Source organism: Mesorhizobium sp. CA13 (assembly GCF_020165235.1).
In the GTDB taxonomy this organism is placed as follows: Bacteria; Pseudomonadota; Alphaproteobacteria; order Rhizobiales; family Rhizobiaceae; genus Mesorhizobium.
The window spans coordinates 300645-325118 of the sequence record NZ_JAIUHS010000006.1 but is presented as its reverse complement, the minus strand read 5'-3'; the positions used below and the strand labels follow the sequence as shown (position 1 = coordinate 325118).

Below are 24474 nucleotides of genomic sequence, written 5' to 3'. Positions count from 1 at the left end.
CGAGCGTACCGAAAAGATGAGAACGGCGGTCTCGGCTGCAAATCTTTGCCGGTCAGATCCGGCCCATCAGAAGCAGGATAAGCACCACGACGAGGACGACGCCGACAATGCCCGACGGCCCATAGCCCCAGGAGCGCGAATGCGGCCATGCCGGCACCGCGCCGATCAGGATCAGGATCAGGATGATGATGAGAATCGTGCTGATCGTCATTTTAGAGCCCTCGCCGTCTGGTTGAATCCGAGGGAACAATGCAAAAGGCCGCCCGGTAGTTCCCGGGCGGCCTTTTGGTCGGGCTTGCGAAACCGCTCTATTCCGCGGCCTTCGGGAAGGCGATTGCCGGCTCGGCGTTGCCATCGGCCGTTGGTTCCTGCGGCGGTATCTCTCCCTTGCCGCGTCGCAGCAGCCGGCTGAACCACCCTCGCCGCGCGCCGGGCTTGACCTTGGCGCGGGTGAACACCATCAGCATCGACGGCGTCACCACCAGCGTCAGCACGGTGGCGAAGGACAGGCCGAACACAATCGCCGAGGACAGCGAAATCCACCACTGCGTCGAAGGCGCATTGATCGTCGTCTCATGATGGAAGATCTCGAGGCCGAGGCCGAAGGCGATCGGCAACACGCCGAGGATGGCCGAAACCGCCGTCAGCACCACAGGGCGGGCACGCTCGCGGCAGGTCTGCAGCACCGCTTCCATCTTGTCCCAGCCCTCCTCGCGCAGCCGGTCATAGGTGTCGATCAGCACGATGTTGTTGTTGACCACCACACCGGCCAGCGCGATGACGCCGATGCCCGACATGACGATGCCGAACGCCTCGCCTGTCAGAAGCAGGCCCAGGAACACGCCGATCGTCGCCATGACCACGCAGGACAGCACCAGCCAGACGCTGGTGAACTTGTTGAACTGCGCCAGCAGCACCAGGAAGATCAGGAAGATCGCCGCGCCGAAAGCCTTGCTGAGAAAGGCGCTCGCTTCCGCGCTGTCCTCGTTGGAGCCGGCGAGCTTCCAGCGTATGCCGCTGCCGAGATCCATGTCCGAGACCGCCTTGGTCACCTGCTCCTGTACGGCGGCGACCTGCGCTCCGGCGGCGACGTTGGCCTGCACCACCACGGTGCGCGCGCCGTCGATGCGGTTGAGGATGCCGACCGTCGGCTCGGGCTTGCGCACGACGAAGTTCGAGATCGGCACCGACCCTTGCGAGGTCTGCACCCTGAGTTCGTCGAGCGTCGACAGCGTGCGCCGGTCTTCCGGAAGGCGCAGCCGGATGTCGACGGCATCGTCGGCGCCCGCCGGCCGGTATTCCGACAGCTTCAAGCCGTTGGTCACCAGCTGCACCACGGTGCCGACCGAGGTCGGGCTGATGCCGTATTGGGCGGCCTTGGCGCGGTCGACCTCGAGCGCCCAGTCGACGCCGGGCGGCGGCAGGCCGTCCGAAATGTCGATGACGTTGGGCACCTTGGCGATCCGCGCCGCCACCGCGCGCGCCTTGTCGTCGAGCCCCTTGGGATCGGCGGCCGAAAGCCTGATCTGGATCGGCTTGCCGGTCGGCGGGCCTGCCTCCGGCACGCGCACCTCGACATCGACGCCGGGAATGCCGGCCATGACGCCGCGAAGATCGCTGAGTATCTGGTTGGCGGATTTGCGCTCGCGCCAGTCGACGAATTCGTACTGGATCACGCCGACGACGTCCTCGGGAATGTCCTGGCCGCCGCCCTGGGTCTTGCCGACACGGGTATAGACCGATTTCACGCCCGGCCAGCCGAGCAGCCTGTTCTCCGCCGTCCTGGTGGCGGCATCCATCTCGGCCAGCGAAAGATTGCCGCGCGCATGCACGTAGAGCAGGCCGTAGTCCGGCTCGACGCTGGGGAAGAACTCGACGCCGGCGCCGTATTTCGAATAGGCGTAGCCGACGCCGAACAGCAGCGCCACGGTGAGCACCAGGACGGTGATCGGGAAGCGCACCGCCTGCTTGACGATGGCCATGTACCAGCCGTCGCGATTGTCGTCCTCGTGATGCTTCGGCGCCTTGGCGAAGATCGCGCCCAATGTCGGCGCGAACACCAGCGCATAGAGCATCGAGGCCGACAGCGTGACGATCAGCGTGATCGGCATGTATTTCATGAAGTCGCCGATGATGCCTGGCCAGAACAGGAGCGGCGAGAAGGCGGCGATGCGCGTCATCGTCGCCGCGATGACCGGGCCGGCCATGCGCTTGGCGGCGAGCGCGAAGGCATCCGCCTTCGGCATGCCTTCGCTCATGCGCCGCTCGGCGAACTCGGTGACGATGATGGCGTCGTCGACCAGCATGCCGACCGCCAGGATGAGGCTGAACAGCACGATCATGTTGATCGTGTAGCCCATCATGGCAAGCAGCAATATGCCGATCAGGAAGGACGATGGAATGGCCAGCCCGATGAGCAGCGAGGCGCGGCCCGACAGCGCGTAGAGTATGACGATGAACACCAGGATCACGGCGATCATGACGTGGTTCTGAAGGTCACCCAAGAGCTGGTTGACGAAGACCGACTTGTCCTGCGTGTAGGTGACATGCATGCCCTCGGGCATCGTCTTGATGAAGGTGTCCGACACCTCCCTGACATGGTTCAGCGTGTCGATCAGGTTGGCGCCGATGCGCTTCTTCACCTCGATGGCGATGGCTGGCTTGCCGTCGAGGCGAGTGACCGTCTCGGCGTCCTTGAAGGTCGAGCGTATGGTGGCGATGTCCTTGGCCTGCACCACGGCATTGGGTGTAGCGACGACCGGCAGGTTGGCGACGTCCTCGGGCGTCTCGATCAGCGACGGTACCTTGACCGCGTATTTGCCTTCCGAGCCTTCGAGATTGCCGGCCGCGACCAGGCTGTTGGAGGCGCCGACGCCTTGCATCACCTGGTCGAGCTGCAGCCCGTAGGAGGACAGCTTCACCGGATCGATAACCACTTCGACCAGATCGTCGCGCGCGCCCTGCAGCGAGCCTTCCAACACGCCCGGCACCTCTTCGATGCGATCGCGCAGTTCGCGCGCGGCCGCCGTCAGCACGCGCTCCGGCACGTCGCCCGACAGAGTGACGACGAGGACCGGAAACTCGGAGACGTTGACCTCGTTGACCGTCGGCTCCTCGGCCGCTTGCGGCAGGTCGGCCTTGGCGTCCTGCACCTTGCTGCGCGTGTCCTGGAGCGCCGTGGCCAGATTGGTCTGCGGCTGGAACTCGACCAGCACGTAGCCGCCGCCCTGGAAGGCGGCCGAGCGCATCTCCTTGAGGCCCTTCAGGCTCTTCAGCTTGCTTTCCATCGGCCGCAAGAGAAGGCGTTCCGAATCCTCCGGCGAAATGCCCTGGTAGATCAGGCTGATATACATCATCGGGATCGGAACGTCGGGTTCCGCTTCCTTGGGTGTCGACTGATAGGCGACCCAGCCCGCCGCCAGCAGGAACAGCAGGGCGGATATTGTGAGGCGGGCGTTGTGGATTGCGAGTCTGACGATATCCATGACTTGATGCCTGCTGTTTCTTGGGAAGCGGCGAACTGGCGGGTGGCGCCGGAGGTCCCGGCGCCGGGCTTTGCGCTACTGGGTACCGGCGCTGGCTTCGCCGATCAGCTTGTTGATGGTCGCCTGGTCGGCCTCGACGGGCTTGACGATGTCGCCTTCCTTCACCAGTTCCTGGCCGGCGACGATAATGCGCGCATCCTTCGGAATTCCGCCGAGCACGAGGCCGTTCGGCGTGTCGTCCACCAGGTCGATCGGGTAGAAGGCCACCTTGTCGTCGCCGCCGACGGCGCGAATGCCGAGATCGCCCTTGTCGCCCAGCGTCACCACCGAACGCGGCAGCAGAACCGCGTCGGTCGGTTCGGCGCTGAGTGTGATCTCGGCCGTCATGCCGGCGGGAATACTGCCATCGGCATTGGGGATCGCCACCTCGACACGGAAGGTGCGGGTCTGCGAGGAGGCATCGCGGCTGATGTAGCGCACGGTGCCGGTGACCTTCTGGTCGTTGACCAGGCGCACATTGGCCTCTTCGCCGATCTTGATATAGCGCAGGTCGCGTTCGCTGATTTCGCCGCGGGCGATCACCGGATCGAGCTTGAGGATGGTCGCCACCTCGCCGCCTTGCATGACCGAGCTGCCGAGTTCCACCGGCACCCTGTCAATGACGCCGTCGAACGGCGCCCTAACCTCGTTGCGATCGAGTTCGGCCTGCGCGGTCTCCAGCATCGATTGCGCCGAGGTCAAATTCGAGCGCGCCGTATCGAGCTGCAGCTTCGGCAGATTGCCGGTCTTGGCCAGCCGTTCGGCGGCGTCTAGCTCGGCCTTGCGTTGCGCCAGCAATTGCTTGGCGTTGTCGACATTCGAGATCTTCTCTTCCGCCGCCAGCATCAGCACCAGGTCACCCGTCTTGACGTGCTGGCCTTGGCTGACCGGCAGTTTGTCGATGATGCCGGCGACGCGCGTTGCCAGCACCGCGCGCTTGTCGGCCTCGGTCAGCCCCGAAATGCGGATAGCGCGCGCATAGGTCTTGCGCGGCGGCGTCACCACCGCGACGGTGCGCGGCGCGGCCTTCGACTCGGCTTGCGCCGTGTTCGGCTTGCCGGCCTCCGGCGTCTTGGCCTTGTCGGCCTCTGCTGCCTTCTGGGCGTCGGCGGCGGCACTGCCAACGGACGAAAATTCTCCCGTCGCCATCCAGGCGGCGAACCCGATGAGCACAACAATGGCAGCAAGCTTGTGAAACCTGATTTTCGGCATCGTCGTTTTTCCACTGCGGGGTTTGGCCGGGACTGCGTCCTCCTCGAGGAGCGCGTCGCCGATATGGGTGCGCGCCAGGCCGTGTTCAAATTGCCGTGATCGGCGAAGCGCGCTTCTACATCAAGTTTGCAACGCAATATAGTCGGAAAGTTGCAGCAGCATTGCGAAGCCGGGCAGAGTGTGACCGTCGCGAAACGTTTTTTCCAGAGATGCGGAGCGGCTTTGGCGCGGCTCGCCAGCGGCCCATGATCGGCCGTTGGGGACCCGGCGCCGCAGGGCCGCTTGTGCTCTCGCAGAGACGACGCCGGCGCGGAGCGATTTTCATCCCGGCGCGGGTTTCGAGCACGATGATGACCTCGGCCTGACGGATCATCCCGGCGCGCGGAATTTCACGCAACACATTGGAATTGCTTGAAGAACGGACCGTTAAACTCTGATCCAGATCTCCGATTCCTGATCGAGCCGGATGCTCCAAGAGCGGGGGCGGATCGCCTCGATGCGTCTGCTCCATGGCGTTCCGCCGTCTGGACTTGAGACGTGACATAGCCTCGAACAAACCGCCTGCTGGTGCTGTTCGTGACAGTATTCCTCGCCCGCCAGTCACCGTTCCGGATGCGGCCAAGGGATGGCAGCGAACAGCGGCGCCCGCACGACACTGGCAGCAGGCGTCAGCATGATTGTGTGCGCTTCACACGCGATGGTTGTTGCTGGCGCCGGAAGGAACTTGCCGGCGCCGCGAAGGCGGATCACGCCCGGGTGACGGATGCGGGCTCAGGCCCGGCGGCGCTCCGCTTCGGGGTTCTTGCGCGCCGCCAGGAATTCCTTCACCCGTCGGCCGGACGCCGGACCCCGCACCGGCTTGAAGCCGTCGTCGAGTTCGCCGGAGAGGTCGAGCGTCGGTCGCTTGCCCACGGCATCATAGTTCTCCTCCAGCCAGTCGCTGGCGGCGGTACGGCCAAGATCGCGCAGATATCCAAGGAATGCCCATTCGGCATTGACCTTGGAAGATGCCGACAGGTCCTTGAAAGCCTCGTCGGCGTCGATGCGGTGCATGCGGATGTCCCGGTACTCGCCCCGCGGCAGGCGGCCGGCGGCGATCAGTTCCTTGACAAAGGCGATCGAGCGGAATTCGCGCAGCAGCCCGGCATTGAAGGTGATCTCGTCAATGCGGTTCTGGATCTCGTTGGCGCTTTTGGGCGTTCCCTCGCGCACGACCGGATTGATCTGCACCAAAAGCACATCCTCGGTGGCAGCCGTCTTGAAGAACGGATAGAGCGCCGGATTGCCGCCATAACCACCATCCCAATAGGGCTCGCCCTTGATCTCGACGGCGCGGAACAGTTGCGGCAGGCAGGCCGAGGCCATCACTGTGTCGAGGTCGATCTCGCCATCGGAAAACACCCGCAACTGCCCTGTCTCGACATTGGTGGCGGAGATGAACAGTTCCATCGACTTGCAGGCGCGTACATTGTCGAAATCGATCTCCTGCGCGACCACGTCGCGCAAGGGATTGAGGCCGAGCGGGTTGGCGACATAGGGAGAGAACACGCGCGACATGGTGTCGAAGAAGACATAACCCGGCGTGTTCTCGATCGACCAATTGCCCCAGGCGACGTCCCACGGCATGCGCTGCACCGGGCTGAACCGGCCCTTCGCCGCCACCGCACGCCAGAAGTCGTCGAGCTTCTTGCGGGCGCCTTCGACGCCGCCGCGAACGAACCCGTCCGCCAGCGCCACCGCGTTCATCGCGCCCGCGCTTGTGCCGGACAACGCTGCGATCTCCAGCCGGCCATCCTCCAGAAGCTGGTCGAGCACGCCCCAGGAAAAAGCCCCGTGCGAACCGCCGCCCTGAAGCGCGATGTTGATCTTCTTCACTTCCTCCGCCTTGCCGTTCTTTGTCATGGCGTTCCTGCCGATCCCAGTGCCTGACTTATTGCGCGCCCGGGAATCGGGACGTCAGCGTCACGGCAGACCTATGTTGCAGTGCAGCATATAAGGACACACCAAGGCAAGGACACGAGCACGGTCGCGTGATCGCATGAAATTTCGATCATGCGGAAACGCCCTCCGCCTTGTGGCGGAGGGCGCCGTGTATCTTCCAAACAGATTTGATGCTCAGGCGACGAGGTCCGGCATCGGTCCGACATAGCGCGACTGCGGCCGGATCAGCCGCCCCGTCGTCTGCTGCTCGCGGGCATGCGCAACCCAGCCGGCGACGCGGCCGGCGGCAAAGACATTGCTGAAGGCCTCCGACGGAAACCCCGCCGCTTCGAGCACGAGCGCGGTGTAGAACTCGACATTGGTCTGCAGCGAGCGCTGCGGCTTGGCGATGCGAAGCGCCTCGAGCGCAGCCTGCTCGACTTTCTCCGCGAAGGCCAGCCGGCGGCCGGCTTCGCCCTCGTTGCCGAGCTGGCGCACAACCGCCTTCAGCACATCGGCGCGCGGATCGCGCACGCGGTAGATGCGATGGCCGAAGCCCATGATGCGTTCGCCACGCGCGATCTCGCCGCGCAGCCAGCCGGCGGCGTCGCCATGCGCCTGGATGGCGTCGAGCATCTCGATGACAGGGCCCGGCGCGCCGCCATGCAGCGGCCCCTTGAGCGCGCCGAGGCCAGCCAGCACCGACGATGTCAGCCCGGCCTGCGTCGAGGCGACGACGCGCGTGGCGAAGGTCGAAGCATTGAGACCGTGGTCGCAGACGGTCACCAGATAGGTGTCGAGCGCTTTTGCCAGGGCCGGCGTCGGCACGAAACCGTCGAGCATTCTCAGCATATCGGCAGCATGATCGGCCTTCCCATCCGGCGCGACCGGCTGCTCGCCGCGCTGCGGCCGCAAGAGGGCCGGCGTCAGCACGGCGGGCGCCGCGATCAGCCGAAGCGCGTCCGCCAGCGTCTCGCCGTCCGGCAGCAACGCCATGCCAGCGCGCATGGCACTGTAGACATCTAGCGGTGCCAGCAAAGGCAGCGAAGGCAAGAGCCGGTCGAACACCTCGACGCGCGCCTGGCCCAGTCTCGCGGCCAGCTCCGCGTCTCCGGGAAGGTCGTCGAAGAACCCGTCCAGCAGCAGGCGGGTGACCTGCGAATAGGTCCATCGTCCGGCCAGTTCCGGCAGGGAGTGACCGCGGATCGTCAGGCGACCGCCCAGGCCATCCACGTCCGAAAGAACGGTTTCGGCCGCCACCACATCGTCAAGCCCATTCGCCATGGCTGTCTCCTTGAAGCTTTTGCAGATGGGAGATAAGGGTGGGAGAGACGAGCATCAATCTTGATCAATAGAATCAATATTAGAGATCACGATGTCCGAATGGCTGGCACGGGAAGAGGCGCTGGAAAGACTTCGGGTGCGGCCGCAGACGCTCTACGCCTATGTCAGTCGCGGACGCATCGGCATGCGCCCGGACAGCGCGGATCCACGCCGCAGCCAGTATCGCGCCGACGATATCGCGGCCCTGGCGACGCGAAGAGCGCGCGGACGCAGCCCGTCGGCCATCGCCGAAAGCGCCATCGCCTGGGGCGAACCGTCGATCGTCACCTCGATCTCGACCGTTTCGCACGGCCACCTCGTCTATCGGGGCCGCGACGCCGTCGCGCTGTCCGAACATGCCACGCTCGAAGAGACCGCCGCCTTGCTGTGGGCCCTGCCTGAGCCGGTGAGTTTCGAGGCCCCGGCCTCGGATACATCCCAACAACTCGGCCGAGCCCCAGCCTTCATGCAACTTGCCATGCTCGCCGGCCAGGGGCGGCCTTCACTTGGACGCGGCGCCACCTCGCTGTGCGCCGACGCCGCGCGCGCGATCGGCGTGGTGGCAGGCGCTCTTGGCGCCTCGGCGGGATCCGATCCGGTGCACATGCGACTGGCGCGAGGCTGGTCGGTGAATGAAGGCGGTGCGCAGGCGATCCGGCGCGCCCTTGTGCTGCTCGCCGACCACGAACTCAACGCATCGACCTTCGCCGCGCGCGTCGCGGCCTCGACCGGAGCCTCGCCCGCCGCCAGCCTGCTGGCGGGCCTGGCAACCCTGTCCGGCCCGCGGCACGGTGGCGCCAGCGAAGCGGTGATGCAGCTGGCGGAGGATGCGGCGCGGCACAACGCCGATGCGGCGATCCGGCGCTGGCTCGGCCATGATCGACCACTGCCGGGGTTCGGCCATCCGCTCTATCCTGAGGGTGACCCCCGCGCCACGGCACTTTTGGCGGCCATCGACAACACCGACGAAACATTGCGATCGCTGGAAATCGCCGCCATCGCCGCGACCGGCGCCCGCCCGAACGTCGACTTTGCCCTGGCCGTTCTGACGCGCAGCCTCGGCCTGCCGCGCGATGCGCCGTTCCAGCTGTTCGCGCTTGGACGCAGCGTTGGCTGGGCCGCCCACATGGTCGAACAGGCAATGAGCGGCGGCAGCATCAGGCCGCGCGGTCGCTATGAGGGATTATTGCCGTAGGATCGGAAGAAAAGCGCTGCGCGCTCACGACATGGTGTCGAGCTTGCGCTGCATGGCCGCGATCTGGTCCTTCAGCTGCTGCAGATCGTCGGGTTTTTCCGGCGTTTCCTTCCTGGCCGGTTCGGCGGGGGCCGCCGCAGGTGCCGAGCCTGCCGGCGGGAAAGGCGTGAACAGCCGCATGGCATTCTGGAACATTTCCATGTTGCGGCGCGTCTGCTCCTCCAGCGCCTTGATCGGCGTGGCCATCTTCATCATGTCGAGCGGTGACTTGCCGATGGCGCCCTTCATCTGCTCGCGGAAGCGTTCCTGTTCCTTGGAGAAGGCGATCATCGACTGTTCGAGGAAGCTCGGCACGATCATCTGCATCTGGTCGCCGTAGAAGGCGATCAACTGGCGCAGGAACGGGATCGGCAGCATGTTCTGCCCGTCCTTATTCTCCAATTCGAAGATGATCTGGGTCAGAACCGGATGCGTGATGTCGTCGCCGGTCTTGGCGTCCTGCACCGTGAACTCTTCGCCCTTCTTGACCATTTCGGCCAGGTCCTCAAGCGTCACATAGGTGCTGGTGCCGGTGTTGTAGAGCCGGCGATTGGCATATTTCTTGATGACGATCGGATCGTCTTTCGCGGCCATCTGCATCCTCCCCGGACACCGGCGCGCTTGGGTAAGCCGCCGGTAACGATTGCGCCCGAGCAAAGGATATGCGCAAAAGCCTCACAATTCCAAGCAGTTTGTGCAGTGCGGGATTAATTATCGCTGCACGGCCGGTGAAACATGCTGCGCAGCAGCGGACAGCTTGATGCCGCGGCAACGCGCGGCTTGCTTGCGACGCATGGGTGCCCTGCCGATTTCCGGTTTGACTCGCGATTTGGAAAGGGCAAGAAAAGTCTTCAACCACAGAACATCAGCTTGAAGTTTGGAGAACAGAATGCCCGCTTCCAATGCCATCGTCGTCGCCAGCGCCGCGCGCACACCGGTCGGTTCCTTCAACGGCGCTTTCGCCGCCACCCCGGCGCACGAGCTTGGCGCCGTCGTCGTAAGGGAATTGTTGTCGCGCGCCGGCGTCGAGGCGGCCGAGGTCGACGAGGTCATTCTTGGCCAGGTTTTGACCGCGGCCCAAGGGCAGAACCCTGCCCGCCAGGCTTCGATCCTCGCCGGGCTGCCCAGGGAAACCACTGCCTGGGGCCTCAACCAGGTGTGCGGCTCAGGCCTGCGCGCCATCGCGCTCGGCATGCAGCAGATCGCCACCGGCGACGCCAAGGTGATCGTCGCCGGCGGCCAGGAATCGATGTCGCTGTCGCCGCACGCCCAGCACCTGCGCGCTGGCGTCAAGATGGGCGACTACAAGATGATCGACACCATGATCAAGGATGGCTTGTGGGATGCCTTCAACGGCTATCACATGGGCAACACCGCCGAGAACGTCGCCCGCCAGTTCCAGATCACCCGCGAAGACCAGGACCAGTTCGCGCTGGCCTCGCAGAACAAGGCCGAGGCCGCGCAGAAGGCCGGCCGGTTCAAGGACGAGATCGTCGCGTTCACCATCAAGGGCAAGAAGGGCGATACAATTGTCGACCAGGACGAATACATCCGCCATGGCGCGACGCTGGATGCCATGACCAAGCTGAAGCCGGCCTTCGACAAGGAGGGCACTGTGACCGCCGCCAATGCCTCCGGCATCAACGACGGCGCCGCCGGCGCGCTTTTGATGAGCGAAGCGGAAGCTGCCAGGCGGGGCATCACCCCGCTGGCGCGCATCGTCTCCTGGGCGACCGCGGGCGTCGACCCGGCGATCATGGGCACCGGCCCGATTCCCGCCTCGCGAAAGGCGCTGGAAAAGGCCGGCTGGTCAGTCGGTGATCTCGACCTGATCGAGGCCAACGAGGCCTTCGCCGCGCAGGCCTGTGCGGTGAACAAGGACATGGGCTGGGATCCCTCGATCGTCAACGTCAATGGCGGCGCCATCGCCATCGGCCACCCGATCGGCGCCTCTGGCGCGCGCATTTTCAACACGCTGGTCCACGAGATGCGCCGAAGAGGTGCCAAGAAGGGTCTCGCCACGCTGTGCATCGGCGGCGGCATGGGCGTCGCCATGTGCGTCGAAGCGCTCTAAAAGAGAAGAGCATGGGGAGTAGCGAATAGGGAAGAACGGCGTCAGCGCAACGGGCTATCTGATCCCTGCCGCTATTCGCTGCTCCCCATTCACTCTCCCGACCAAAGGGAGGGAACGCATGACCAAGGTTGCAATCGTCACGGGCGGATCGCGCGGCATCGGCGCGGCAATATCGATGGCGCTGAAGGACGCCGGCTATTCGGTTGCCGCCAACTACGCCGGCAATGACGAGGCGGCGAGCAAGTTCACGGCCTCGACCGGCATCAAGACCTATAAATGGTCGGTCGCCGACTACGACGCCTGCGCCGCGGGCATCAAGCAGGTCGAGGCCGATCTCGGCCCGGTCGCGGTGCTGGTCAACAATGCCGGCATCACGCGCGACGCCATGTTCCACAAGCTGACGCGTGAGCAGTGGAAGGAGGTCATCGACACCAATCTCTCCGGCGTTTTCAACATGACGCATCCGCTGTGGAGCGGCATGCGCGACCGCAAGTTCGGCCGTGTCATCACCATCTCCTCCATCAACGGCCAGAAGGGCCAGGCCGGCCAGGTCAACTATTCCGCGGCCAAGGCCGGCGACATCGGTTTCTCGAAGGCCCTGGCCCAGGAAGGGGCCCGCGCGGGCATCACCGTCAACATCATCTGCCCAGGCTATATCGCCACCGAAATGGTCCGGGCGATCGACGAGAAGGTGCTCAACGAACGCATCATCCCGCAAATCCCGGTCGGGCGCCTCGGCGAGCCGGAGGAGATCGCGCGTTGCGTCGTTTTCCTTGCCTCCGAGGACGCCGGCTTCATCACGGGATCGACCATCACCGCCAATGGCGGCCAGTACTTCGCCTGAGGCCGGACTGCCGGCTTCCCGGTACCGATTTGAAGGAGGGCTCGTTCGCCATCCGCTTCGCATGTCCGTGACACCGTCCGATGATGGCTGTCGGTCTGCTGTTCCAATCCGGCACGCAAAGGTTAATGGGCCAGCGAGTATTGTGCAAAACTGCATGGACAAGCTGTGCATTGTCGGTGGAAAACCTGTGCACAACACTACATCTTGTCGTGAACAAACAGGGAAAATCCCGACATCGCCGATTCGTAGCCCTTTCGTTCCATGTTTGGCCGCAATGTTAACGAGAGCAGCCGGAATCGCCTGTCAAACCGTTAATTCCTCTCAAGAAAGGTCAACAATTTCATAAGCTTGGATGAAGCAGGCGGGGCTGTGTAACGGCTTTGCCGGCAAAAGTTAACGGCGACTCTCCCTTAGCATGAAACGGGCCAATTCCGTGATTCAGCATGTGGTAAGGGTCATCAGCCAAAACTCCACATCTAGCCGTGAACAAAACCTGAATCCGGGCGAGTCAGCGATTCGTCGCCGATTCGTTCCAGACTCGTTCCAACCCTTAATCAGCAGCCGAACCGAAGTTTGACGGAGGCGGCTTCGAACCGACGGCGGAACATTCCGCTTTCGCTTCGCGTCTGAAATCCCTATGTGTCGCCTGTCATACGCGCCACCCGAGGCGTGCTCCCGACAATGAGAGGCCAGAAAGCCTTATTTCCGAGCCGATGAACATCAGTCCGAAACCCACCGAGCCGCTGATCCTGTCGGGTCGCGACGTGACTGCCGTGCTTGGGCCGACCAACACAGGCAAGACCCACCTCGCCATCGAGCGCATGGTGGCGCATGAAAGCGGCATCATCGGCCTGCCGCTCAGGCTGCTGGCGCGAGAGGTCTATACCCGCGTCTGCGAAAAGGTCGGTGCCCACAAGGTGGCGCTCATCACCGGCGAGGAGAAGATCCAGCCGCTAGGCGCCAAATATTCGGTCTGCACCGTCGAAGCCATGCCGCGCGAGACCGACGCCGCCTTCGTCGCCATCGATGAGGTTCAGCTTGCCGGAGACCTCGAGCGCGGCCACATCTTCACCGACCGCATCCTGCACCTGCGCGGCCGCCAGGAGACGCTGCTGCTCGGCGCCGCCACAATGCACGGCATCTTGCAGCGCCTGTTGAAGGGCGTCTCGGTGGTGACACGGCCGCGGCTGTCGCATCTGGCCTATGCCGGTTCGAAGAAGCTGACCCGCTTGCCCCGCCGCACAGCGATCGTCGCCTTCTCCGCCGACGAGGTTTATGCCATCGCCGAACTGATCCGTCGCCAGCAGGGCGGTGCGGCCGTCGTGCTTGGTGCGCTCTCGCCCCGCACCCGCAACGCCCAGGTGGCGCTGTTTCAGTCAGGCGACGTCGACTATCTCGTCGCCACCGATGCCATCGGCATGGGCCTTAACCTCGATCTCGACCATGTCGCCTTCGCCCAGAACCGCAAGTTCGACGGCTACCAGTATCGCAACCTGACGGCGGCCGAACTTGGCCAGATCGCCGGGCGCGCCGGCCGGCACCTGCGCGACGGCACCTTTGGCGTCACCGGCCAGGTCGACCCGCTGGACGAGGAGCTGGTCAAGAAGATCGAAAGCCACGACTTCGACCCGGTGAAGGTGCTGCAATGGCGCACAGCGCGTTTCAACTTCGCCAGCCTCGACGCGCTGAAGCGCTCGATCGAGACCAACGCCCCGGTGGAAGGCCTGACCCGTGCGCTGCCGGCAGTCGATGCGCAGGCGCTTGAGCATCTCTCTCGTGACGAAGACATCCGCGCGTTGGCTACCGATGCCAGGCGCGTCGCGCTGCTGTGGGAGGCCTGCGCGCTCCCCGACTACCGCAAGATTGCGCCGGCCCAGCACGCCGACCTCATTGCGTCGATCTACATGGATCTCGCCAGGCACGGCCATGTCGACGAGAATTACATGGCCGAGCAGGTGCGCCGCGCCGATACCACCGAGGGCGATATCGATACGCTGTCGCATCGCATCGCCCAGATCCGCACCTGGACATTCGTGTCGAACCGGCCCGGCTGGCTGGCCGATCAGGCACACTGGCAGGAAAAGACGCGCGAAATCGAAGACAGATTGTCGGATGCGCTGCATGAGCGGTTGACGAAACGCTTCGTAGACCGCAGGACTTCCGTCCTCATGCGGCGCCTTAGAGAAAATACCATGCCTGAAGCCGAAATAAGCCCAACCGGAACCGTCCTCGTCGAAGGCCACCATGTCGGCGAGTTGCAGGGATTCCGTTTCACCGCCGATCAGAGCGCTGGCGGCGAAGACGCCAAGGCCGTGCGCGCGGCCGCCCAGAAGGCGCTGGCGGCGGAGTTCGAGGCACGCGCCGAACGCTTCGGCGCCTGCGCCAATGGCGACATCGCGCTCGGTTCCGACGGCACGCTGCGCTGGATCGGCGCGCCGATCGGCACGCTGGTTGCCGGCGAAGACGCGCTGAAGCCGCGGCTGGTGCTTTTGGCCGATGAGCAACTGACCGGCCCGGCGCGCGACAAGGTCGCCGCGCGCGCCGAGCGCTTCGTCAATTTCCAGATCGAATCCCTGCTGAAGCCGCTGGCCGATTTGAAGAATGCCGAGCAGCTATCAGGCATCGGCCGCGGCATTGCCTTCCAGTTGGTCGAGAATTTCGGCCTTATCAACCGCCGCGACATCGCCGAGGAGATGAAGTCGCTCGACCAGGAAGGCCGCGCGGCATTGCGCCGGCTGGGCGTGCGCTTCGGCGCCTATCATGTCTTCGTGCCGGCGCTGATCAAGCCAGCGCCCGCCGGACTGGTGACGTTGCTGTGGGCGTTGAAAAACGACGGCAAGGATAAGCCCGGCTTCGGCGACGTCGTCCATGCGCTGGCATCGGGCCGCACCTCGGTGGTCATCGATCCGGCTTTCGACAAGGCCTTTTACAAGCTTGCCGGCTACCGCAATCTCGGCCGCCGCGCCGTGCGCATCGACATTCTGGAACGGCTGGCCGACCTGATCCGCCCGGCGACCAACTGGAAGCCCGGCCTCGGCCAGCGTCCGGATGGCGCCTATGACGGCCAGTCTTTCATGGTGACGCCGCCGATGATGTCGATCCTCGGCGCCACCGCCGATGACATGGAAGAAATCCTGAAAGGTCTTGGCTACCGCGCCGAACCGAAGCCGGCTGTCGAAGTCAAGGCACGGCTGGAAGCGCAGGACAATGCCGCCCGGGAAGCCGTGGCGGCCAAGCTGGCAGCGGAAGAGGCCGCGCGCGCCGAGCAGGCCAAGGCGGCGGAGGCGGCTGCGGCGGACACGCCTGCGGAGACATCAGCGGAAGATCCGGAAACTGCGACTGCCCAGACCGCCGTCGAAATTCCTGCTGAACCCATTGCGGAAGCGGCCGAGTCTGTTGCGGAAGAACAACCCGAAGCTCCAGCCGAAGCCACGGAAGAGGTTGCGCCTGTAACAGAAGCCGTCCTTGAGACTCCTGCCGAAAGCGCCGACGCTCTCACTTCCCCGTCGACGGGGGAGGTCGCGGAGCGAAGCGGCGGTGGTGGGGGTGACAACGCCGACGCTCCCCAACAGGGACAGGATGAAGCCGGCGTGCCCGCCGCGGAAGCCGAAGAGCCTAAGCCGATCCTGTTGTGGCGACAGGGCCGCTTCGACCAGCGGCCTCGTCACCGTCACCACGAGCACCGCGCCCGTCCGCGCAACGGCCAGGCGGCGCGCTCTGATGCCCCGGCGGATGCCGCTGGCGGCCAGCCCGACACCCGGCCCGTCCATGAAGGGCGCCGCGATGGCGCCGGCAAGCCGCGTTTCGATCGCTCGAAGTTCAAGCCCAGGCCGCAAGGCGAAGGCGGGGAACGGCGGGAGGGCAAGCCGCAGGGCGAGCGTTCTGACCGCCGTGAGGGCCGGCCGGGCGGCAGGCCGGAAGGCAAGGGCGGCCCGCAGGGCGGCAAGCCCTCGTTTCAGGCAAAACCGCGCGATGAGCGCCCGGCTCGCTTCGATCCCGACTCTCCCTTCGCCAAGCTCGCCGCTTTGCGCGACCAGCTGAAGAAATAGCCGCACAGGATCCGATGGTCGCCCCGATGGCCACCGACCGGCAGCGTATCGACAAATGGCTGTTCTTCTCGCGCGCGGTGAAATCGCGCTCGCTGGCCGCCAAACTGGTCGTGGCCGGCCGGGTGCGCATCAATCGCGACAAAGCAGCGCAGGCCTCCGACCTGGTCAAGCCTGGCGACGTCCTGACCATCACGCTGGAGCGGCGCATCTTCATCTGGAAGGTGCTCGATGCGGGAAGCCGGCGCGGCCCCGCCGTAGAGGCACGCACGCTCTACGAAGACATGTCGCCTGCCGCGCCGACGGGCGAGGCGCCTCCCGACGCGATCCCAGGGCTGCGCGAGGCCGGAAGCGGCCGCCCGACGAAGAAGGAGCGCCGCGAGACGGACCGCCTGCTTGGCGACGACTGACCGCCGGTGCACGGAGGGAGCATGTATGTTCTTCCACGCCGCCGACACAACGGTCCGGGCACATGACCGATGCCCGCCATTGCCGACCCGTTGGAATTCCATTCCGGCAATGCCGGCATGGCCGGAATGGCCGCCCTTGCAAGCGAGCGCCAAAGGCGTTACCTCACGGAAAAAGCCAACAAAAACGGGATGTCCCGGAGCAGATCGATGACCTATGTCGTGACCGACAACTGCATCAAATGCAAATATATGGACTGCATCGAGGTCTGTCCGGTCGACTGTTTCTACGAGGGCGAGAACATGCTCGTCATCCATCCCGACGAGTGCATCGACTGCGGTGTCTGCGAACCGGAATGCCCCGCCGACGCGATCAAGCCCGATACGGAGTCGGGCCTCGACAAATGGCTGCAGATAAACACCGAATACGCCGAGAAATGGCCTAATATCACCGCCAAGAAGGAGCCGCCGGCCGACGCCAAGGCCTTCGATGGCGAGGCCGGCAAGTTCGAGAAATATTTCTCGGCTGAACCTGGAGAAGGCGACTGACAACGCTGCCGTTTCAACCGGCATGACGCGGCGTAAGAGGTACGGCCTATTAACCGCCTTGACAGGCGGCGTGGACCTGTGGCCTTCGCTTATGCAGCAAAACCTTGATTCTTCCGACTTTTTGTGTTACATGAGCGAAACATGCCGGTGACACAACGTCGATTTATGGCGCTAACGCCCCAAATCACTGAAAGGTGAAAATCCCATATCGGACCAGAGCGATCTGGGCCAGGCGATCGCAATCGTGCGGTTTGCCGGTCCCGGCTTTTCCGGTGGGTTCATCTGTTGTGCGGCTAATGATCGGTAACCCGATCGCGCGAGTTCAGCCGGCACCGCCGCCGGCCCACAACAAGGAGTTCAGGGCGTAATGGCAACGATCACCCCGCAGAAGAAGTCCACCGCTGCACGTCACGGTTTCAAGACCGGCGAGTACATCGTCTATCCGGCGCATGGTGTCGGCCAGATCGTCTCGATCGACGAGCAGGAAGTGGCCGGGCACAAGCTGGAACTGTTCGTCATCGATTTCCAGAAGGACAAGATGCGCCTCAAGGTCCCGGTCGCCAAGGCAACCTCGATCGGCATGCGCAAGCTGTCGGAAGAGGATTACGTCGAGCGCGCACTGAAGGTCGTGCAAGGCCGCGCCCGCGTCAAGCGCACCATGTGGTCGCGTCGCGCGCAGGAATATGACGCCAAGATCAATTCCGGCGATCTGATCTCGATCTCGGAAGTTGTTCGCGACCTTTACCGCGCCGACAACCAGCCGGAGCAGTCTTATTCCGAACGCCAGCTCTACGAGGCCGCGCTCGACCGCATGGCCCGCGAGATCGCCGCCGTCAACCGCATGTCGGAGACCGAAGCCGTGCGCCTGATCGAGGTCAACCTCAACAAGGGCCCTAAGCGCGGCGCCAAGGCCGACAATGAGGAAGCCGAGCAGGAAGAAGCTGCCTGAGCCTTGCGCCTTATGAGTTTCTGAAAAACCCGGCCTCGCGCCGGGTTTTTTGTTGCAGGCAATATTTGGAAAGTTGGGCACGCCCCTCGGCGTGCAATCGTCACAGGAACGTTATGCGGGCCGCTTCCTGCTTGCCTTGGGCGAAGCCGGCACGGGCCGCGGGAATGCGGGTCGCCAGATCCATCTGGTTGGTGCCCATTGCGGCGCGGGAATCGACGTCAGGCGTGATCACCACCACCCGGCTGCCCTGCTGGCGCAGGGCTTCGACCTCGCTTGCAAGGTCCGCCCCCGGCGGTCTGCGCAGGCCCTCGAACTGCCCTTCCGGTAGCGGCCCGCTCCGTCCGCTGAACGGCGAGAGCACGATCACATTCGCATAGCCCGACGCAAGGTCGGCATTATCGGCGGAGCGCACGCCAACCGAGATGTAGCGAACGCCATTGATGCTGTGCGTAGGCCCCGCACCGGGCAGCGCGGTGCTCGCGGTGGCCGCGTCAACCAGATCGACGCCGGAATCACGGTCGAACGCAGCCAGTTCACCGGTAAGCGCGTCTACGGCCACCACGAGCATCGGCCCTTCTGGCCATTCATGGCGAGGCAATCTGGCGGCGACCAATGCGCGCCGCTGTTTGGCCACTTCAGGTCCGAATTTGGCATCGCTCTCCAATCCGAATGCGCCCATCGCCCGCTGCAGATCGGCTGCCGAGGTAGCGGAGGCGGAAATGGAACGCATCCGCTCGAACACACTATCCATCGACGGGAACGGCGGTTGACGGCTCTGTCCGGCCGGTTGAACCGGCAGCGGGGACAGCACCGCAGCCAGCAGTTCGCCCGGCGGAATGCCGCTGCGCACCTGCACTGCCGCATTGGCGCCTGCGGAGGTTCCGATCACCAGATCGGCGGCCTCCGTCAGATCGACACCAGCTTCGGCGAGGCCCGCGATGATGCCGATCAGCCAGGCATTTCCGGCGGCCCCGCCACCACCGAGAACAAGAGCAACGTTGCGAACCATCAGCCCACTATCGCAGCCCGTGAGCATTCCCGTCCATCGAAATAACAGACCGTGCCTTGCGGCGGGTTCACAAGGAGCAACGCTCGTAGAGTAAGGGGCAGCGCAGGCCTACGAAGGGATATTCCCGCCTTCTCCCCCACCCTCCTTCTCCGCCATTTCCTGCTTTAGCGTCGCGATGAATCGCCTTGTCCGTTCGCGCTCCGGATTGCCGAACAGCACCGCCGCGGGGCCTTTTTCGACGACGATGCCGGCGTCGAGGAACACCACCTCGCGAGCGATCTTTGAAGCAAGCCGCAGATCGTGCGTGGCCATCACCATCGTCGTCCCCTCGCTGGCGAGCCGGCCGAGCACGTCGACGACTTCCTGCGCCAGTTCCGGGTCGAGCGCGGAGGTCGGCTCGTCGCACAAAAGCACCTTTGGCGACGGCGCCAGCGCCCGGGCGATCGCTACCCGCTGCTGCTGGCCGCCCGACAGCGTTGCCGGCCAGGCATCGACCTTGTGCGCCATGCCGACTTTTTCCAGCAGCGCGAGTGCCCGTTCGCGCGCCCGTGCCTGCGGCCACTTCAGCACCGTCACCAGCCCTTCCATGACGTTCTCGATCGCGGTGCGATGCGGGAACAGCTGGAAATTCTGGAACACCATGCCGGTCTGCAGCCGCAGCCGCTGAATGTCCCGGGCCGCCACCTTCGCTCCCGGATGGAACTCCAGCGCCTGATCGCCGATACGCACTGTGCCCGAGGTTGGGATCTCAAGCAGGTTGATGCAGCGCAGCAGGGTACTTTTGCCACCACCCGAAGGACCGACCAGCGCAGTGACGCTGCCTTCGGCAATGGCAACCGTCACGCCCTTCAGCACGAGATTGTCGCCGAAGCGCTTTTCGATGTTGGCAAGGTCGATCACGAGCGCGCCTCCAGGAACCCGCCATAGCGGTTGAGCCGCGCCTCCAGCCGCGTCTGCAACGCCGACAGCACCGAACTCATCGCCAGATAGAGGATCGCCGCCTCGACATAGAGGATCAGCGGTTCATAGGTGGTGGCGACGATGCGCTGCGCGGCTTGGAACATTTCCGGCACGGTGATGGCGGCGGCCAGCGACGTGTCCTTGACCAGCGAGATGAAGGTGTTTGAGAGCGGCGGCACCGCCACGCGCCCGGCCTGCGGCAGGATGGTGCGGCGCATCGCCTGGCTCCAGGTCATGCCGATCGAATAGGCCGCCTCCCATTGCCCCTTTGGCACCGCGCCTATCGCCGCGCGAACGATTTCCGACGAGTAGGCGCCGATATTGAGCGTGAAGCCGATCAACGCCGCGGGAAACGCGTCAAGCAGGATGCCGACCGAGGGCAGGCCGTAGAAGATCAGGAACAGCTGCACCAGGAGCGGCGTGCCGCGGAATATCCAGACGTAGAAGCGCGCCACCGCGACCAGGGGCATTGGCCCGAAGAGCCGGATCAGCGCGGTTCCGAGACCGACGCTCAAGCCAAGCACAAAGGACAGGAGCGTCAGCGGTACGGTGAAGATCAACGCTGCCCATAGCAGCGAAGGCAACGATTCCAGCATGAGTTGCAGCCAGTGCGGCACGAAAGGCTCCTTCCTGCGACTGCCGTATATCACGCGAAAGGCGGCGGGCCGTCAAAACGGTCCGCCGCCGGGCGATGTCGCGCGGGCCGCCAACGGCCCGGCCGTAAATTACTTCGAAACGTCCTGGCCGAAATACTTGTCTGCGATCTTCTGATAGGTGCCGTCGGCCTTGATGTCGGCCAGCGCCTTGTTGATCGCGGCAACCAGTTCCGGGTCGCCCTTGCGCACGATGACGCCGGAATAGTCGGCGTTCTCTTCCTGCGCGGCAATTTTTACATTGGCATCCGGCTTGTGCTTCTTGAAATCGAGGAAGGACAGGCTGTCATTGATGGTTGCGTCCGCGCGGCCGGTCAGAAGCAGCTGGATCGACTGGTCGAACCCGTCGGTGCCGACCAGTTCGGCGCCGTTGGCCTCGGCAAGCTTGCCGAAATTCGAAGTGAGCGACTGCGCCGACTTCTTGCCCCTGAGATCGGCGAAGCTCTTGATGTCGGTGTTGTCGCCGCGCACGATCAGCACTGCCTTGGAGGCGATGTAGGGGTCGGAGAAATCGTATTTCGCCTTGCGGGCGTCGGTGATGCCGACTTCGTTGATGACCGCGTCATAGCGGTTGGCATCGAGGCCCGCGATCAGCCCGTCCCATTTGCCCTCGAGGAACTCGACCTTCACGCCGAGCTTGTCGCCGATCGCCTTGGCGATTTCGACATCGAAGCCGACCAGCGCTCCGCCGGCATCATGATAGGTAAAGGGTGCGTAGGTGCCCTCCGTGCCGACCTTGATGACGCCGGCCTGCTTGATCTGATCGAGATTGGCGCCGGCATAGCCTGCGGTGACAGCCAGAACCTGCAAGGTTCCGGCGACGATGAGCGACTTGAGCCATTTCATTTTTCTGTGATCCCGTCCTGGCCTGATATCCGGCATGGTGTGAGCGCTGGAAATTGACAGATGTGAGTTGAAAAAATAAGGAATGGAATTTCAAAAACATCCATTATTCGGAATTGGATTCTACAACTGACGTTTCTGGCGGCGCGTCGAACCCGCCTGGAGTTTTTTCGCGCAGCTTCCACGCCGCGCCGCAGGCGGCGGAACCTTTCCCGCGCATGGCACGTTTTGCGTTCGTTGTAGGGCAGGACGCCGTCATTTCAAGTCGAGGCGGCTGCCGGGCTTCGAAATGACATCCGTATCGCCTGAGCCAGGGAGCGCCTCATGATGGAAGACACGGCAGGACGGATCATGGTCCGCGCGGCAATGAGAGCTCCCTATCTCGAACGCGACGAGGAGCTGCGGCTGGCGCTGCGCTGGAAAAAGGACAACGACCAGAACGCGCTGCACAGCATCACCGTGGCCCATATGCGCCTGGTCATTTCCATGGCCTCCAAATTCCGCCATTACGGCCTGCCGCTTGGCGATCTGGTCCAGGAGGGCCATGTCGGCCTGCTCGAAGCCGCGGCTCGATTCGAGCCGGAGCGCGAGGTGCGGTTTTCGACCTATGCAACGTGGTGGATCCGGGCCTCTATGCAGGATTACATCCTGCGCAACTGGTCGATCGTGCGCGGCGGTACCAGCTCGGCGCAGAAGGCCCTGTTCTTCAACCTGCGACGCCTGCGCGCCCGGCTGGCGAACGGAGCGGCGGAACCGCTTTCGAACACGACGCTGTACCGGGAGGTTTCAGCGGCTCTCGGCGTCTCCGAAGCCGACGTAGCGCTGATGGATTCGCGGCTCTCGGCGCCCGACTCCTCCCTCAATGTCCCGCTTGCCGACGACGGGGGCGCGACCGAGCGGATGGACTTCCTGGTGTCGGACGATCCCTTGCCCGACGAGGTCGTCAGCGACACCATCGATATCGAACGCCGCTCGGTATGGCTGAAGGCGGCGCTTGCCGCGCTCAACGCGCGTGAGCTGCGCATCATCGAGGAGCGTCGGCTGAGCGACGAGGGCGCCACGCTCGAAGCGCTCGGCGAGACGCTCGGCATTTCCAAGGAACGCGTGCGCCAGATCGAGGCCCGCGCCATGGAAAAGCTGAAAGTGGCGCTGGTGAAGCAGAACCCGGAATTCCTCGCCAACGCCGCCTAATCAATTCCAGGAAAGCGTGTAACGGTTTTCCGTCGGGGGATTGCGAAAACGATAGAGCGGGTCAGGCCGACAATCGGCTATTTGTCGGTGACGATCTTGACCTTGTCGCCGGCCGACACCGCAGCGCCAGGCGACAGCGCGTTGAGCACCCGGAACAGGTCGAGCTTGCGGTCGACGCCGACCATCTGCGCCGAAAGCGAACCCATTGTCTGCCCCGGCTGGACGGTGACCACGCGGATATGCAGCGGCTTCAGCGCCGCCTTTTCGGCGGCACTCAGAATGCGGAACGAGCCGCTGACGGAACGCGCCACGGTGTCCAGCGAAGTGCTGGCGGACGGTGCCGCCGTCAGCAGCCGGTAGACCTGGCCGCCGGCCCGGATTACCGCGATGTCGAACTGCCAGCCTTCGGCGCCGGCATGCGCCGTCGCCGCCTCGTTGCCGTTGATCGTTTCCTGCCTGACGCTCGCGTCATCGAGGCCGGCCACCCAGCCGCTCCTGATATAGTCGGTCAGGGCTCGGTTCTTGTCGATCGACACGCCGTCGAAGCGGATCGCAATGTCGCCCGGCCCGGTCGCCGTCACCGCGGCGGCCGAATTGTCGATGATGAAGCCCTCCGGCACGGAGAAGGACACGCCCAGGCCCGGATGCAGAAAGGTCTCGCCGCGCACATAGCCTTCTTCCGGCGTGTCGCCGTAAAGCAGGCCGTCTATGCCGGCGAGGAAGGCGTCACGATCACGGGTGCCGACGCCGGGCGGACCGAACTGGCGGGCATGACGTTGTGCCAGGTCGATGCGCTGCGGGGTATTGGGATGCGTTGCCAGGAAGTCGAGGCTGGCGTCGGTGGCGCCGCTGATCGAGCGGAAATCGGTATAGGCCGACATGGATTGGAGAAAGCGGCCGGCGGCGTAAGGATCGTAGCCGGCTTCGCCGATCGACTTGATGCCGATCGCGTCGGCCTCCAGTTCCTGGTTGCGCGAAAACTGCGCCAGTCTCAGCTTGCCGCGGATCAGCGCCGCCTTGGCTGTCGGGCTGTCGCCGAGCACGTCGGAAACGACCTTGGTGGCGAGCCCCTCCTCGGCCTCGAGCTGCTGGCGCTGCAAGCCGTGGTTGGCGGTGACGTGGCCCATCTCATGCGCGATGACGGCGGCGAGCTCGGCCGAGTCGTTGGCCAACGCCAGCAGGCCGCGCGTGACGTAGAGATAGCCGCCCGGCAGCGCGAAGGCGTTGACGTTGGGCGAATTGAGGATGGTGATGCGATAGGTCTGGGTCGGATTGGCCGACACCACCGTCAGGCTGCCGACGACCTTGGCGACCATGCGCTCGAGCTTGGGATCGGAATATTCGCCGCCATAGGTCGCCAGGATGCGTGGATGCTGCGCCTTGGCCAGTTCGGCCAATTTGCTATTGGCCGCGACATTGTCGACCGTGATGGGTTTGTCGGAAGGCTGGAAGCCGGATTCCTGGACTTCCGGAGGCGTGAACATCTGGCAGCTTGCCAGTGCCACGGCAAAGCCGGCCAGCGCCAGAAAGCGCGCCAGCATTTTCCCTCTTGGTTTTTCCGTGCCGATCGGCAGAACGACTTCCTTTCGGGTCTGGCGCATGCCCGCGAAAATCGGGGCGATCCTCGCAAGGGCTTACGCGCAAATCAAAGCGTTACAGCACCCACGACATCCCAACGCGCGGCGGATGCTGCAGGTAAATCACGGCCTGCACCGGATCGGTACGGGGCGGACCTA

The 24474-nt window shown here is 64.3% G+C and carries 20 protein-coding genes; 8 read left to right on the top strand and 12 right to left on the bottom strand.

Annotated elements, in window-relative coordinates; translation table 11 throughout:
- Positions 1-52: 52 nt before the first annotated feature.
- From LB566_RS17310 to LB566_RS17290, 5 genes are all read right to left on the bottom strand, one after another.
- The gene (locus LB566_RS17310; protein ID WP_140493366.1) at positions 53-211 is read right to left on the bottom strand and encodes a DUF3309 family protein; all 159 of its coding nucleotides are present in this window, start codon (positions 209-211) and stop codon (positions 53-55) included.
- A gap of 97 nt (positions 212-308) precedes the next feature.
- Positions 309-3485: an efflux RND transporter permease subunit gene (locus LB566_RS17305; RefSeq protein ID WP_224625262.1), complete on the bottom strand. Its 3177-nt coding sequence runs from the start codon at positions 3483-3485 to the stop codon at positions 309-311.
- Positions 3486-3560: 75 nt separating this feature from the next.
- Positions 3561-4736, bottom strand: coding sequence for an efflux RND transporter periplasmic adaptor subunit (locus tag LB566_RS17300; protein ID WP_224625261.1), 1176 nt, complete (start codon positions 4734-4736; stop codon positions 3561-3563).
- A gap of 771 nt (positions 4737-5507) precedes the next feature.
- A complete protein-coding gene (locus LB566_RS17295) occupies positions 5508-6638 on the bottom strand; it encodes a patatin-like phospholipase family protein (protein WP_224625260.1) in 1131 nt (376 codons plus the stop codon).
- Between the two features lie 213 nt (positions 6639-6851).
- On the bottom strand, positions 6852-7940 hold the full coding sequence (locus LB566_RS17290) for a citrate synthase/methylcitrate synthase (protein ID WP_224625259.1): 1089 nt from the start codon (positions 7938-7940) through the stop codon (positions 6852-6854).
- Between the two features lie 91 nt (positions 7941-8031).
- Here LB566_RS17290 and LB566_RS17285 point away from each other — a divergent pair, with 91 nt between their 5' ends.
- Positions 8032-9174, top strand: coding sequence for a citrate synthase (locus LB566_RS17285; RefSeq protein ID WP_224625258.1), 1143 nt, complete (start codon positions 8032-8034; stop codon positions 9172-9174).
- Positions 9175-9198: 24 nt separating this feature from the next.
- Here LB566_RS17285 and phaR read toward each other — a convergent pair whose 3' ends face one another.
- The gene (phaR, locus tag LB566_RS17280; RefSeq protein ID WP_140493348.1) at positions 9199-9807 is read right to left on the bottom strand and encodes a polyhydroxyalkanoate synthesis repressor PhaR; all 609 of its coding nucleotides are present in this window, start codon (positions 9805-9807) and stop codon (positions 9199-9201) included.
- Between the two features lie 117 nt (positions 9808-9924).
- Entirely contained in the window at positions 9925-10122 is a 198-nt protein-coding gene (locus LB566_RS17275; protein ID WP_224625257.1) for a hypothetical protein, read from the bottom strand.
- Between LB566_RS17275 and LB566_RS17270 the strand changes: the two genes are divergently transcribed.
- The 6 genes from LB566_RS17270 (at position 10103) to LB566_RS17245 (ending at position 18082) form a co-directional block, all read left to right on the top strand.
- Positions 10103-11287 carry an acetyl-CoA C-acetyltransferase gene (locus tag LB566_RS17270; protein ID WP_224625256.1) on the top strand — a complete coding sequence of 395 codons (1185 nt, stop codon included), beginning with the start codon at positions 10103-10105 and terminating at the stop codon, positions 11285-11287. The two genes, LB566_RS17275 and LB566_RS17270, sit on opposite strands and share 20 nt — an antisense overlap.
- A gap of 118 nt (positions 11288-11405) precedes the next feature.
- Positions 11406-12131, top strand: a complete 726-nt coding sequence (gene phbB / locus LB566_RS17265) for an acetoacetyl-CoA reductase (protein WP_224625255.1) — start codon at positions 11406-11408, stop codon at positions 12129-12131.
- 713 nt (positions 12132-12844) lie between these two features.
- The gene (locus LB566_RS17260) at positions 12845-16180 is read left to right on the top strand and encodes a helicase-related protein (RefSeq protein ID WP_224625254.1); all 3336 of its coding nucleotides are present in this window, start codon (positions 12845-12847) and stop codon (positions 16178-16180) included.
- 14 nt (positions 16181-16194) lie between these two features.
- On the top strand, positions 16195-16587 hold the full coding sequence (locus LB566_RS17255; protein ID WP_224625253.1) for an RNA-binding S4 domain-containing protein: 393 nt from the start codon (positions 16195-16197) through the stop codon (positions 16585-16587).
- Positions 16588-16794: 207 nt separating this feature from the next.
- Positions 16795-17133: a ferredoxin FdxA gene (gene fdxA / locus LB566_RS17250; RefSeq protein WP_140493333.1), complete on the top strand. Its 339-nt coding sequence runs from the start codon at positions 16795-16797 to the stop codon at positions 17131-17133.
- A 367-nt stretch (positions 17134-17500) separates the two neighbouring features.
- On the top strand, positions 17501-18082 hold the full coding sequence (locus LB566_RS17245) for a CarD family transcriptional regulator (protein ID WP_006327799.1): 582 nt from the start codon (positions 17501-17503) through the stop codon (positions 18080-18082).
- Between the two features lie 100 nt (positions 18083-18182).
- Here LB566_RS17245 and LB566_RS17240 read toward each other — a convergent pair whose 3' ends face one another.
- The 4 genes from LB566_RS17240 to LB566_RS17225 all read right to left on the bottom strand — a co-directional run bounded on the left by LB566_RS17240 (position 18183) and on the right by LB566_RS17225 (position 21550).
- Positions 18183-19091 (bottom strand): patatin-like phospholipase family protein, encoded by a 909-nt coding sequence (locus LB566_RS17240; RefSeq protein ID WP_224625252.1) that lies wholly within the window; start codon positions 19089-19091, stop codon positions 18183-18185.
- Between the two features lie 108 nt (positions 19092-19199).
- The gene (locus LB566_RS17235) at positions 19200-19991 is read right to left on the bottom strand and encodes an amino acid ABC transporter ATP-binding protein (RefSeq protein ID WP_140550875.1); all 792 of its coding nucleotides are present in this window, start codon (positions 19989-19991) and stop codon (positions 19200-19202) included.
- Positions 19988-20668, bottom strand: coding sequence for an ABC transporter permease subunit (locus tag LB566_RS17230; protein ID WP_140550874.1), 681 nt, complete (start codon positions 20666-20668; stop codon positions 19988-19990). The genes LB566_RS17235 and LB566_RS17230 overlap by 4 nt, the downstream gene beginning before the upstream one ends.
- Positions 20669-20776: 108 nt before the next feature.
- Positions 20777-21550 (bottom strand): amino acid ABC transporter substrate-binding protein, encoded by a 774-nt coding sequence (locus tag LB566_RS17225; protein WP_224625251.1) that lies wholly within the window; start codon positions 21548-21550, stop codon positions 20777-20779.
- Positions 21551-21871: 321 nt separating this feature from the next.
- Here LB566_RS17225 and LB566_RS17220 point away from each other — a divergent pair, with 321 nt between their 5' ends.
- On the top strand, positions 21872-22738 hold the full coding sequence (locus tag LB566_RS17220; protein ID WP_140550873.1) for an RNA polymerase factor sigma-32: 867 nt from the start codon (positions 21872-21874) through the stop codon (positions 22736-22738).
- 77 nt (positions 22739-22815) lie between these two features.
- Here LB566_RS17220 and LB566_RS17215 read toward each other — a convergent pair whose 3' ends face one another.
- The gene (locus LB566_RS17215; RefSeq protein ID WP_140550872.1) at positions 22816-24279 is read right to left on the bottom strand and encodes a M48 family metalloprotease; all 1464 of its coding nucleotides are present in this window, start codon (positions 24277-24279) and stop codon (positions 22816-22818) included.
- Positions 24280-24474 lie beyond the last annotated feature (195 nt).

Coding starts and splice junctions, on each gene's coding strand:
- LB566_RS17310 (WP_140493366.1), bottom strand. CDS start 211: ATGACGATCAGCACGATTCTCATCATCATCCTGATCCTGATCCTGATC.
- phaR (WP_140493348.1), bottom strand. CDS start 9,807: ATGGCCGCGAAAGACGATCCGATCGTCATCAAGAAATATGCCAATCGC.
- LB566_RS17215 (WP_140550872.1), bottom strand. CDS start 24,279: ATGCTGGCGCGCTTTCTGGCGCTGGCCGGCTTTGCCGTGGCACTGGCA.
- LB566_RS17295 (WP_224625260.1), bottom strand. CDS start 6,638: ATGACAAAGAACGGCAAGGCGGAGGAAGTGAAGAAGATCAACATCGCG.
- LB566_RS17305 (WP_224625262.1), bottom strand. CDS start 3,485: ATGGATATCGTCAGACTCGCAATCCACAACGCCCGCCTCACAATATCC.
- fdxA (WP_140493333.1), top strand. CDS start 16,795: ATGACCTATGTCGTGACCGACAACTGCATCAAATGCAAATATATGGAC.
- LB566_RS17300 (WP_224625261.1), bottom strand. CDS start 4,736: ATGCCGAAAATCAGGTTTCACAAGCTTGCTGCCATTGTTGTGCTCATC.
- LB566_RS17290 (WP_224625259.1), bottom strand. CDS start 7,940: ATGGCGAATGGGCTTGACGATGTGGTGGCGGCCGAAACCGTTCTTTCG.
- LB566_RS17260 (WP_224625254.1), top strand. CDS start 12,845: ATGAACATCAGTCCGAAACCCACCGAGCCGCTGATCCTGTCGGGTCGC.
- LB566_RS17245 (WP_006327799.1), top strand. CDS start 17,501: ATGGCAACGATCACCCCGCAGAAGAAGTCCACCGCTGCACGTCACGGT.
- LB566_RS17275 (WP_224625257.1), bottom strand. CDS start 10,122: ATGGCATTGGAAGCGGGCATTCTGTTCTCCAAACTTCAAGCTGATGTT.
- LB566_RS17240 (WP_224625252.1), bottom strand. CDS start 19,091: ATGGTTCGCAACGTTGCTCTTGTTCTCGGTGGTGGCGGGGCCGCCGGA.
- LB566_RS17225 (WP_224625251.1), bottom strand. CDS start 21,550: ATGAAATGGCTCAAGTCGCTCATCGTCGCCGGAACCTTGCAGGTTCTG.
- phbB (WP_224625255.1), top strand. CDS start 11,406: ATGACCAAGGTTGCAATCGTCACGGGCGGATCGCGCGGCATCGGCGCG.
- LB566_RS17255 (WP_224625253.1), top strand. CDS start 16,195: ATGGTCGCCCCGATGGCCACCGACCGGCAGCGTATCGACAAATGGCTG.
- LB566_RS17270 (WP_224625256.1), top strand. CDS start 10,103: ATGCCCGCTTCCAATGCCATCGTCGTCGCCAGCGCCGCGCGCACACCG.
- LB566_RS17220 (WP_140550873.1), top strand. CDS start 21,872: ATGATGGAAGACACGGCAGGACGGATCATGGTCCGCGCGGCAATGAGA.
- LB566_RS17285 (WP_224625258.1), top strand. CDS start 8,032: ATGTCCGAATGGCTGGCACGGGAAGAGGCGCTGGAAAGACTTCGGGTG.